Origin of the sequence: Dickeya oryzae, from assembly GCF_020406815.2 — a bacterium.
Lineage (GTDB): Bacteria > Pseudomonadota > Gammaproteobacteria > Enterobacterales > Enterobacteriaceae > Dickeya > Dickeya oryzae.
This window is the reverse complement of sequence record NZ_CP162670.1, coordinates 967,427-979,707: the sequence shown is the minus strand read 5'-3', so window position 1 is coordinate 979,707 and position 12,281 is coordinate 967,427. Positions and strand designations below refer to the sequence as shown.

The following is a 12,281-nucleotide window of genomic DNA, read 5'->3' as shown; positions in this document are numbered from 1 at the left end:
CTTTGTGCGTTTGCCACCCCCTCATCGCTATTGGCATCTGCGGGAAGAACCAGCCGATCGGCTTCAAACTTCTTATCGAAATAGGATTTTGAATCAGAAGAACCTGTAGTTTGAAATCACTCTACCGGGTCGTGAGGCAGGCCGCATGCGGCGAAGAAGAGATTTGGGATCGGGTTCATTATTTGTTAGTGCAAGGTTCAGGACTCTAAAAAGAGTCAGGAAGCGTGCTCATACATCAACAACGTCGCCCTCCTCATGGCAGGTCAAAAGACAGGGTAACGCTATCGACCACACCAGACCGTATCGCGCTGGCAGCAGACCATGAACGACAGGCAAAAAAATCCGGAAGCGAAAACGCTTCCGGATTGCAGAGGTGATTTCCGGCGAGTTAACTCACCGGATGGCAGGCGATTAAGCCTGACCTTTCACTTCTTTCAGGCCGTTGAACGGTGCAGCGTCGCCCAGTGCTTCTTCGATACGAATCAGCTGGTTGTACTTAGCAACACGGTCAGAACGGCTCATAGAACCGGTTTTGATCTGGCCAGCCGCCGTACCTACCGCCAGGTCAGCGATAGTAGCGTCTTCGGTTTCACCGGAACGGTGAGAAATAACGGCAGTGTAGCCTGCATCTTTCGCCATCTTGATAGCAGCCAGCGTTTCAGTCAGAGAACCGATCTGGTTGAATTTGATCAGGATGGAGTTAGCGATGCCTTTCTCGATACCTTCTTTCAGGATCTTGGTGTTGGTTACGAACAGGTCGTCACCCACCAACTGGATTTTGTCACCCAGCACTTTGGTCTGGTAAGCAAAACCGTCCCAGTCAGATTCGTCCAGACCGTCTTCGATAGAAACGATCGGGTACTGTTTGGTCAGGTCTTCCAGGAAGTGAGTGAATTCTTCAGAGGTGAACGCTTTGTTGCCTTCGCCAGCCAGAACGTATTTACCGTCTTTGTAGAACTCAGACGCTGCACAGTCCATCGCCAGGGTGATGTCTTTGCCCAGCACGTAACCGGCTGCTTTTACCGCTTCAGCGATAACGGCCAGCGCTTCTGCGTTAGAGCCCAGGTTCGGTGCATAGCCACCTTCGTCACCTACAGCGGTGTTCATGCCTTTGGACTTCAGTACTTTTGCCAGGTTGTGGAACACTTCAGAACCCATACGGATGGCTTCTTTAACCGTTTTCGCGCCAACCGGCTGAATCATGAATTCCTGAATGTCGACGTTGTTGTCGGCGTGCTCACCACCGTTGATGATGTTCATCATCGGCAGCGGCATGGAGTATTTGCCCGGGGTGCCGTTCAGTTCAGCGATGTGAGCATACAGCGGCAGGCCTTTTGACGCGGCAGCGGCTTTGGCGTTAGCCAGAGAAACAGCCAGAATGGCGTTAGCGCCGAAGTTGGATTTATTCTCGGTACCGTCCAGATCGATCATGATCTTGTCGATAGCAGCCTGATCCTTAGCGTCTTTGCCCAGAACAGCCTGTGCAATCGGACCGTTTACCGCAGCAACAGCTTTAGTGACGCCTTTGCCCAGGAAACGGGATTTGTCGCCGTCACGCAGTTCCAGCGCTTCGCGGGAACCCGTAGAAGCGCCTGACGGTGCAGCAGCCAGACCAACGAAACCACCTTCCAGGTGTACTTCCGCTTCAACAGTCGGGTTTCCGCGTGAGTCGATGATTTCACGGCCAATGACTTTAACGATTTTGGACATCAGATTTTCCTCAGTACAAGTTAAACTAAAACCTCAGACGGCAACGCGCGATCAGAAGACCGCGCGTTGCTGCAAAACTCATTTCACCGGTAAAACCTTACTTCACCTGACGCTTCTGGTACGCCCCGGCGGCTTTGACAAAGCCGGCAAACAGCGGGTGCCCGTCACGCGGTGTGGAGGTGAATTCCGGATGGAACTGACACGCCACAAACCACGGATGATCAGGAATTTCGACAATCTCAACCAGCTTGCGGTCAGCGGAGACACCAGCAACACGTAATCCCGCCGCCTCAATCTGTTTTAACAACATATTGTTGACTTCATAACGGTGGCGGTGACGTTCAATGATCGTCGGCTCACCGTACATCTGACGCACCAGGCTGCCTTCTGTCAGATGACACTGCTGCCCACCGACACGCATCGTGCCGCCAAGGTCGCCATCTTCAGTACGCACTTCAAGATTACCATCCGCATCACGCCATTCGGTAATCAGCGCTACCACCGGGTACTTACAGTCTGGCACAAACTCGGTGGAGTTGGCGCCGTCCATACCCGCGACATGACGAGCGAACTCGATCAGCGCCACCTGCATGCCCAGACAGATGCCGAGGTAAGGGATGTTGTTCTCACGGGCATAACCTGCCGCCATGATTTTCCCTTCCACCCCGCGGTAACCAAACCCGCCCGGCACCAGAATCGCATCTAAACCTTTCAGTACATCGACACCGCGGGTTTCAACATCCTGCGAATCAATGAACTTGATATTCACCGTCAGACGGTTCTTTAAACCGCCATGTTTCAACGCTTCAACGACGGACTTGTACGCATCCGGCAGTTCTACATACTTGCCGACCATACCGATGGTCACTTCACCGACCGGATTGGCTTCTTCGTAAATCACCTGCTCCCATTCTGACAGGTTTGCTTCCGGACAGTTCAAGCTGAATCGTTTACAAATATAATCGTCCAGACCCTGAGATTTCAATAGCGCTGGAATTTTATAAATGGAATCAATGTCCTTCAGCGAGATAACTGCTTTCTCTGGCACGTTACAGAACAGCGCAATTTTTGCGCGCTCGTTAGCCGGCACAGTGCGGTCGGAACGGCAAATCAACACGTCAGGCTGGATACCGATAGACAGCAATTCTTTCACTGAATGCTGAGTCGGCTTGGTTTTCACCTCACCCGCCGCGGCCATGTACGGCACCAGCGTCAGGTGCATAAACAGGGTGTGTTCACGCCCCACTTCCACCGCCATCTGCCGAATCGCTTCAAGAAACGGCAGAGACTCGATATCGCCAACCGTACCGCCGATTTCTACCAGCACCACGTCATGGCCTTCGCCGCCTTCGATAATACGTTCTTTAATGGCGTTGGTGATGTGCGGAATGACCTGAATGGTCGCCCCCAGATAGTCACCCCGACGCTCCTTACGCAGAACGTCAGAATAAATGCGTCCGGTGGTGAAGTTATTGCGGCGCGTCATCTTTGTACGAATAAAACGCTCGTAGTGACCCAAGTCGAGATCGGTTTCAGCGCCATCTTCGGTGACAAACACTTCGCCGTGTTGCGTCGGGCTCATCGTGCCCGGATCCACATTGATATACGGGTCCAGTTTCATGATGGTCACGTTGAGGCCACGGGCTTCGAGAATAGCCGCGAGGGAGGCTGCGGCAATGCCTTTACCCAGAGAGGATACGACCCCGCCGGTCACAAAAATATAATTAGTTGTCATGCTGAACCTGAAAGTTTAGGTTTAAGGACGATGGAAAGACCAGGACGGGAAAGTAGTATACCCGAACCTGGTAGACGCCACAAATGATCGTTTTACCCTTTGTGACGTTGACAGGCTCCGGCTGGTAAGGTATTTCCCGAGCGTACAGGAGACAATGTTCGGTTTTACAATCAGCCGGATAGCACGAAAAAGCGCATAAAACGCGCCTTTCACTCAGAAAATAAACTCAATCTTTTCTTTCTGATGCTTTTACCTGCTGCCAGGCCATTTCCATTTCGTCTAACGTCGCGTCAGACAAGGTTTTGCCTTGGGCAGCAATGCGCTGTTCTACCTGCTGGAAACGGCGAGTGAACTTGCGATTAGCCTGTTGCAACGCCGTTTCCGCTTTATGACCGAGATGGCGGGACAAATTGACCGCCGCAAACAGCATGTCGCCTATCTCCTCACCCAGTTTTTCCGGGTCGATCACCGCCTGCTGTGCCTCAGCCATCACCTCATCTATCTCTTCATACAGCTTATCGACCACCGGCCCAAGCGTCGTCCAGTCGAAACCGACGGCGGCGCAGCGCTGCTGGATTTTATGCGCCTGCATCAGCGCGGGCAGCGCCTGGGGAATGTCATCGAGTTGCGAATGGCGATCTTTTTCTGCCCGCTCTTGCGCTTTGGTCTGCTCCCAGTTAGCCAGCACCGCTTCACTGCTCGACAGGGTGGCGTCACCAAAAATATGTGGATGACGGCGCTCCAGCTTATCGCTGATGGCATCACACACATCCGAGAAATCAAACAGCCCTTGCTCTTGCGCCATGCGTGCGTAAAACACCACCTGAAACAGCAGATCGCCCAGTTCACTGCGCAGGTCGTCAAAATCCTTACGGCTGATGGCATCAAGCACTTCGTAGGTTTCTTCCAGCGTATACGGGGCGATGGTGTCAAAGGTTTGTTCGCGATCCCAGGGACAACCGTTTTCCGGGTCACGCAGTTGCTGCATGATGCGCAGCAAGCGCTCGATGGCAGATGAATTCATAATAATCCTGATAATGACATGATAAAGGCGGGACCAGCCCGCCTTAAGGTAGTAACAACGGTATCAATTAATTGCCCTGCAAGCGCCGAGCGTCAATCACATCCGGCAGTTGATTGAGCTTAGCCAGTACCCGGCCCAACACCTGCAGATTGTAGATTTCGATATCCATGTCGATAGTCGCGAGTTGCTGTTTCACGTCGCTACGGCTGGATACCCCCAACACGTTGACCTTCTCGTTGGCCAGAATCGTGGTGATATCTCGCAACAAGCCGCTGCGGTCGTTGGCGGTCACCCTGACGACCAGCGAGTAGCCGCTGGAGTAGCTTTCCCCCCATACGGCCTCGACAATACGCTCCGGCGCATGGCTGCGCAGGTCATCGAGCTGTTCGCAATCGGCACGGTGAATAGAAATACCGCGCCCGCGGGTGATGAAACCGATGATGTCATCCCCCGGAATCGGCTGGCAGCAACGCGCGATGTGGTGCATCAGATTGCCGACGCCTTCTACCACCACCCGGCCATTGTCCTTGGTACTGACACGCTGAGCCGGTTGATGGGATTTCTGCGTCAACTGGCGCAGCGCTTCACGATCCTGCTCTTCCGCACTCGGCTGGTTCACCTTCGATTGCAGGAAGTTCACCAACTGATTCAGGCGAATATCGCCACCACCGATGCCAGCCAGCAATTCATCCATCGAATTGATGTTGTAACGCGGCAACAGCAGTTTTTCGGCCATCTTCAGGCTCACACCGAGATGCGCCAGTTCATCATCCAGGATCTGTTTACCCGCGAGAATATTCTTGTCCCTGTCCTGCTTGCGGAACCAGTTGTGAATTTTGGAGCGCCCGCGGCTGGTGGTGATATACCCCAGATTGGGGTTCAGCCAGTCACGGCTTGGGTTCGGCTGCTTCTGGGTAATGACCTCGATTTGGTCACCCATTTGCAACTGATAGGTGAACGGCACGATACGCCCGCCCACTTTGGCACCGATGCAGCGGTGACCGATATCGCTGTGGATGTGATAGGCAAAATCCAGCGGCGTGGAGCCAGCGGGTAAATCCACCACATCGCCTTTGGGCGTAAACACATACACGCGGTCGTCGAACACCTGGCTGCGCACCTCGTCGAGCATTTCGTCCGAGTCAGACATTTCTTCCTGCCAGGCCAGCAGTTTACGCAGCCAGGCGATGCGTTCTTCATAGCCGGAGCGCCCGCTGGTGGAGGCACCTTCTTTGTATTTCCAGTGCGCAGCAACCCCCAGCTCGGCATCCTCGTGCATCTGCCGGGTACGAATCTGAATTTCCAGCGTTTTACCGCCCGGCCCTAACACCACGGTGTGGATCGACTGATAACCGTTAGGTTTAGGGTTAGCGACGTAGTCGTCGAATTCATCAGGCAGGTGGCGATAATGGGTATGCACAATCCCGAGCGCGGCATAGCAATCCTGCAAGCGCTCGACCACGATACGCACCGCCCGCACATCAAACAGCTCATCAAACGACAGCGATTTCTTCTGCATCTTGCGCCAGATGCTGTAGATATGCTTGGGACGGCCATAAACCTCGGCTTTCAGCCCTTCGGTTGCCATCGAGGCGCGCAGGTTTTTAACGAAGTCGTCAATGTACTGCTCACGGTCGATACGCCGTTCGTGCAGCAGTTTAGCGATGCGCTTGTACTCATCCGGGCGCAGATAGCGGAAGCAGAAATCCTCAAGCTCCCACTTGAGCTGCCCGATACCCAGCCGGTTCGCCAGCGGCGCATAGATATTGGTACACTCTTTAGCCGCCAGTACGCGTTCTTCTTCGGGTGCGTCTTTCACTTCTCGCAGGTGAGCGATACGCTCAGCGAGCTTTATCACCACGCAGCGGAAATCTTCCACCATCGCCAGCAGCATACGGCGGATATTATCCACCTGTTCAGACGCCATCGAATCGTGCTGGGTGGCTTTAAGCTGGCGTATCGCATCCATATCGCGCACGCCATGCACCAGATTGACAATATTCTTGCCGAAGGTTTCCTTCAGCGTGTCTTCTTCCACCACGTTGGCGTCGGCCAACGGGAACAGCATCGCCGCGCGCATGCTGTCGTTATCCATACTCAGGGTAGAGAGGATTTCCACCATTTCGATGCCGCGCCACAACAGCAACATCGCATCCGGGTGGCCTTGCGTTTTTTCTTCGCAGTAACGCCAGGTCTCGGCGAGACGTTCGCACGATGTTTTACTGGCGATACCCAGGGAGGCAATCCACGCGTCCGGCACGAACTTGCCTTCGGTATTCAAATGCGCACTTCTTACCGCAACCATAATTTCTCCCTACTTTACCGAACCTTCGGAACCAAGCAAAAACAGTGCCATTGACTCAAGATGTCCGGTATGTGGAAACATATCCAACATGGCCAACCGGGCCAAACGATAACCGGCCGCCATCAGTACCTTGCTATCTCTCGCCAGCGTGGTGGGGTTACAGGATATATACACCACCCGCTGGGGAGCCAGTTTCACAATCTGCGGCATCACACCCGGCGCACCGGCGCGAGCCGGATCAAGCAATACTTTATCAAACCCCATTGACGCCCACGGTTGTCGGGTAACGTCTTCTTCCAGATTATGATGATAAAATGTGACCTGGGTCAGCCCATTGCGCTGGGCATTTTCCTGCCCTTTCTCCACCAGCGCCGCGACACCCTCAACCCCCACCACCCGACCCGCGTGCTGCGCCATCGGTAAGGTGAAATTGCCCATGCCACAAAACAGGTCAAGCACGCTGTCCTGCGGTTGCAGTTCCAGCCACGCTAACGCCTGCGCCACCATGCGTTGGTTAATGTCATCATTCACCTGAATAAAATCACGCGGACTGAACGCCAGCGATAATCCGGCGATACGATAAGACGGCATGTCGCCATGCAGGCACTCCAGCGTGCCCGCTTGCGGCGCAGCAAACAGCGACGCACCGTGCGTCTGCGCAAACGCCGTCAATACGTGCCGGTCGGCGTCACACAACGGATCCAGATGACGCAAAATGACCAGCGGCCCTTGCTCCGCCAACACCAGCTCCACATGTCCAAGCCGCCGCTGCGCCTGCAACTGCCCCAGACAGTCGCGTAACGGCACCAGTAAGGCTTCCAGCGCCGGATGCAGGATAGGACAGGCGCGGATATCCACCAGGTCGTGCGACCCCGCCTGCCGATAGCCCATCTGCAACTGGCGTGTTTTCGCCTGATAGTATAATGCAAGGCGTGCGCGGCGGCGGTAACCATAGGCCGCTGCACCGATAACCTCCGGCTCTGGCACGGTTTCACCGGTTTCCCGTTGCATCAGGTGTTTCAGTGCGGCCGATTTACTGCGATGCTGTAACGGCTGGCTGGCATGCTGCTGCTGGCAGCCGCCACACACGGAAAAATGTGGGCAACGCGGCGCGACGCGTTCTTCGCTGGTGGTCAGTAAACGTCGTAATTTGGCGTGGGCAAACTGGCGTTTGTCTTGCGTTAGCTGCACCTCGGCCTGCTCTCCCGGTAAGACGCCGGGAATGAACACCGTTTTTCCCTGATGACGGGCTACTCCCTGTCCGAATGGATCGAGATCGGTCACCGTCACGGTAAGGGTTTGCCGGGTCGTCACGCGCCGGTTTGGAGAGTAGAATTGCGCCATAAGTGTGCTGTCATTGATTTAATGGAATAGTCGACCTTAATTGTCCCACATTGGAACCCCATGACCAAATACAGTCTGCGCGCACGAATGATGATACTGATTCTGGCCCCAACGATGCTGATCGGGCTGTTGCTCAGTAGCTTTTTCGTCATCCACCGTTATAACCAGTTGCAGGAACAGTTGGCCGACGCGGGTGCCAGCATCATTAAACCGTTGGCAGCCAACAGCGCCTATGCCTTGACCCAACGACAGCCTGAATCGCTGCGGCAACTGGTCAACATGCTGCACCGCCATCATTCCGGCATTGTGCGTGCCATCAGCGTATTTGACGCCCGTAACCAGTTAATCGTCACCAGTAATCCGAACAACCCACACGCCTTGATGTTGCAGGTGCCGTCAGGCAGCCCGATGCCGACCACGCTGCAACTACAAGACGAAGGCGAAAGTCTGGTATTGCAGATGCCTATCGAAAACGAAGGCCCGCTTGCGACCAATACGCTGGTCAGCCGACAAACGCCCATGGGGTATGTGGCGGTCGAACTGGATTTAAACACGATACGGTTACAGCAATACCGCGAGATGTTCATGGCCGCGATGCTGTTACTGTTCTGCATGGGCGTGGCCATGCTGCTGGCCTACCGCCTGATGCGTGACGTGACCGCGCCCATCCGCAACATGGTGGAAACCGTAGACCGTATCCGTCGCGGTCAGTTGGACAGCCGGGTAGAAGGCCACATGCTGGGCGAGTTGGACATGCTGAAAAACGGCATCAACTCGATGGCGATGTCACTGACCGCCTATCATGAGGAAATGCAGCAAAACATCGACCAGGCAACGTATGACCTGCGCGAAACGCTGGAACAGATGGAAATTCAAAACGTCGAGTTGGATTTGGCCAAAAAGCGGGCACAGGAAGCCGCACGCATTAAATCCGAATTTCTGGCTAACATGTCTCACGAACTGCGCACACCGCTCAACGGTGTTATCGGTTTTACCCGGCAGACGCTGAAAACCCAGCTCACGACAACCCAGAAGGACTATCTGCAAACCATTGAGCGTTCGGCCAATAACCTGCTCAACATCATCAACGACGTATTGGATTTCTCCAAGCTGGAAGCCGGGAAACTGGTGCTGGAGAATATCCCGTTTTCGCTGCACAACACGCTTGATGAAGTGATTATGCTGTTAGCGCACACCGCCCATGAGAAAGGGCTAGAGCTGACACTCAATATTCAGCACGATGTACCGGAGCAATTTGTCGGCGATCCGCTGCGTTTGCAGCAAATCATTACCAATTTACTGGGTAACGCCATCAAGTTTACCGAGCAGGGCAACATTGATATTCGCATCGAGAAACGCAAACAGGAAAACCTGCAGGTATTACTGGAAATCCAGATTAAAGATACCGGCATCGGTATCGCCGAAGCGCAGCAGACCCAGTTATTTCAGGCGTTCCGTCAGGCGGACACCAGCATTTCACGCCAGCATGGCGGCACCGGTCTGGGGCTGGTGATCACCCAGCGACTGGTTCGGGAGATGGGTGGCGATATCAGCTTCCACAGTAAGCTCAATCAGGGCACCACCTTCTGGTGCACCGTCAACCTGACATTGAATCCACATATGCTGGAACCGGATTATCACTTTGCGCCGTTGCAGGGTAAACACCTGGCCTATGTGGAAACCAACCCGGCAGCGGCTCAGGCCACGCTGGACATTCTGGTGCATACACCGCTCACCGTCAGCTACAGCCCGACGCTGGAGCAATTGCCGGAACGCACCTTCGATATCCTGTTGATAGGCGTGCCGATCCACTATCGCAATACGCTGCTGGATTTTACGCCACTGATTCGCGACTTCTGCCGCCTGGCATCACGCGTCATCCTGGCTCTGCCCAGCCTGGCGGAAATGGAAGCCGAGCAACTGAAGGCATTCGGCGTCCATGCCAGTTTGAGCAAACCAATTACCGCTCCACGGCTCTTATCGCTGTTGCAGGACACTAATCTGTTTAGCCAGGAACCTCGCGAAGAGGTACAGGCCCTGCCGCCCCCAGCCACAGTACTCCAGCGGTTACCGCTCAGCGTGATGGCGGTCGACGACAACCCCGCTAACCTGAAGTTGATTGGTGCATTGCTGGAAGAACAGGTAGAAAAGATCATTTTGTGTGAAAGCGGCGCTGATGCGATCGCTCGCGCCCAGGAAAACCGCCTCGATATCATCCTGATGGACATTCAGATGCCGGGTATGGACGGGTTACAGGCCAGCGAGCATATCCGGCGGTTGCCGCAACACGCACAAACCCCGATTGTGGCGGTCACCGCACATACCATGAGCGGTGAGCGCGAAGTGCTGTTACAGGCCGGTATGGATGATTACCTGTCCAAACCGATTGATGAACAGATGCTGCGCCAGACACTGCTGCACCATACCAGCAAGCCCGAACCTGAAGTGACCGTGTTACCGCCAACGGTGGCCACACCATTGCCTTTGTCACTGGACTGGGACCTGGCGTTACGACAGGCCGCCAGTAAGCCGGATCTGGCGCGTGACCTGCTGGCGATGTTGCTCGACTTTCTCCCCGAAGTACGTGAGCAGATAGACGCGGTGCTGGCTGGCAATCCACCGGATAATCTCGTCGATATTATTCATAAACTGCACGGCAGTTGCAGTTATAGCGGTGTGCCACGGCTCAAACAGATTTGCCACTACCTTGAACAGTCGCTACGCAAAGGCCTGCCCGTTGATGAACTGGAGCCGGAATGGCTGGAATTGATGGATGAGATGACCAACGTGGAAAAAGCCGCACGGAAACGACTTGAGATCTCGGCCTGAATACGTTCACCGGGAAGCGTTATCAGGCTCGACGCCCCGACTTCCCATCAGGCAGGCGTCGCAGACAAAGGCAGCGCCTGCCGGTTGATAAGCCGCCCGACTGACGGCCCGTAATGAGTTAGTGGCTCAGGCGATGGTCTGTGCCAGTTTGATGGTGGCGGCGATATTGCGCGCCGTCATACGCACATTGTTGGCAGCGTTGTCCAACGCCTCCTCCAGCGAGCAAATGGTGTACAGCACGCTGAATACGGCATCGAGACCATGATCGTGTACCACACCCACATCGGCCGTCAGGCTACCGGCAATCCCGATCACCGGTTTATGGTAGCGTTTGGCGACAGACGCCACGCCAATCGGCACTTTTCCGTGAATGGTCTGGCTGTCGATACGGCCTTCACCGGTTATCACCAACGATGCATCTTTGACCAGTTCATCCAGCCCCAGCGCTTCGGTAACAATCTCAATACCTCGGCGCAACTCCGCGCCGCAGAACGCCAGTAACGCCGCGCCCATCCCACCGGCAGCACCGGCTCCCGGCACCTGCTCGACATCGATATCCAGGTCATGGCGGATAACGCCAGCATAATGCTGCAATGCCTTATCCAGCTGTTCTACCATCGCTTCGCTGGCACCTTTTTGCGGCCCAAACACCGCCGAAGCCCCTTGCTTGCCAGTCAATGGATTGGTGACATCACACGCCACTTCGAAACGGCACTGCTGAATACGCGGGTCAAGCGAGTGGGTATCAATGTACGCCAGCCGGGCCAGCTCCGCGCCGCCAAAACCTATCGGCTGCTTCGCGTCATCGAGCAACTGCGCGCCCAACGCCTGCACCATCCCCGCGCCGCCATCATTGGTGGCGCTGCCGCCGATACCAATAATGCAGTGACGCACACCGTGATCCAGCGCGCTGCGAATCAACTCGCCAGTGCCATAGCTGGTGGTCAACAGCGGATTGCGCAGATGCGGCGGCACCCGTTCCAGTCCACTGGCGGCCGCCATCTCGATGAACGCCGTTTTTTCATCCCCAGACAGCCCGAAAAAGGCTTCGATATCATCGCCCAGCGGACCGGTGACGTTCACTTTGATGATTTTACCGCGGGTTGCCGCCACCATGGCCTCCACGGTTCCCTCTCCCCCATCGGCGACCGGCAGTTTCACATAGCAGGCTTCGGGGAACACCTCCCGAAAACCGGCCTCAATCTGCGTCGCCACTTCCTGGGCGGATAAGCTCTCTTTGTAAGAATCCGGTGCGATAACTATTTTCATAAACGACTCGCGTCATCAACTACCCGCGCTGCAGAACCGGCGCTAATCAAAATGTTCCGTCAACC

7 protein-coding genes are annotated in these 12,281 nt (G+C 55.1%); 1 reads left to right on the top strand and 6 read right to left on the bottom strand.

The window, feature by feature from the left end:
- Positions 1–411 precede the first annotated feature (411 nt).
- The 5 genes from eno to rlmD all read right to left on the bottom strand — a co-directional run bounded on the left by eno (position 412) and on the right by rlmD (position 8,118).
- Entirely contained in the window at positions 412–1,710 is a 1,299-nt protein-coding gene (gene eno, locus LF929_RS04110; protein WP_016940420.1) for a phosphopyruvate hydratase, read from the bottom strand.
- 97 nt (positions 1,711–1,807) lie between these two features.
- Entirely contained in the window at positions 1,808–3,445 is a 1,638-nt protein-coding gene (pyrG, locus tag LF929_RS04105; RefSeq protein ID WP_016940421.1) for a glutamine hydrolyzing CTP synthase, read from the bottom strand.
- 226 nt (positions 3,446–3,671) lie between these two features.
- Positions 3,672–4,469 (bottom strand): nucleoside triphosphate pyrophosphohydrolase, encoded by a 798-nt coding sequence (gene mazG / locus LF929_RS04100; protein WP_038905470.1) that lies wholly within the window; start codon positions 4,467–4,469, stop codon positions 3,672–3,674.
- A 67-nt stretch (positions 4,470–4,536) separates the two neighbouring features.
- Positions 4,537–6,774: a GTP diphosphokinase gene (gene relA / locus LF929_RS04095; protein ID WP_038905471.1), complete on the bottom strand. Its 2,238-nt coding sequence runs from the start codon at positions 6,772–6,774 to the stop codon at positions 4,537–4,539.
- Positions 6,775–6,783: 9 nt separating this feature from the next.
- Complete coding sequence (gene rlmD / locus LF929_RS04090) at positions 6,784–8,118, bottom strand: 23S rRNA (uracil(1939)-C(5))-methyltransferase RlmD (RefSeq protein ID WP_226092480.1); 1,335 nt, start codon at positions 8,116–8,118, stop codon at positions 6,784–6,786.
- A 60-nt stretch (positions 8,119–8,178) separates the two neighbouring features.
- On the opposite strand from rlmD, the gene barA reads away from it, so the two are divergent.
- Positions 8,179–10,947 (top strand): two-component sensor histidine kinase BarA, encoded by a 2,769-nt coding sequence (gene barA, locus LF929_RS04085; RefSeq protein ID WP_038905474.1) that lies wholly within the window; start codon positions 8,179–8,181, stop codon positions 10,945–10,947.
- Between the two features lie 126 nt (positions 10,948–11,073).
- On the opposite strand, the gene LF929_RS04080 is transcribed toward barA, so the two are convergent.
- Positions 11,074–12,216, bottom strand: a complete 1,143-nt coding sequence (locus LF929_RS04080; protein ID WP_038925813.1) for a glycerate kinase — start codon at positions 12,214–12,216, stop codon at positions 11,074–11,076.
- Positions 12,217–12,281 lie beyond the last annotated feature (65 nt).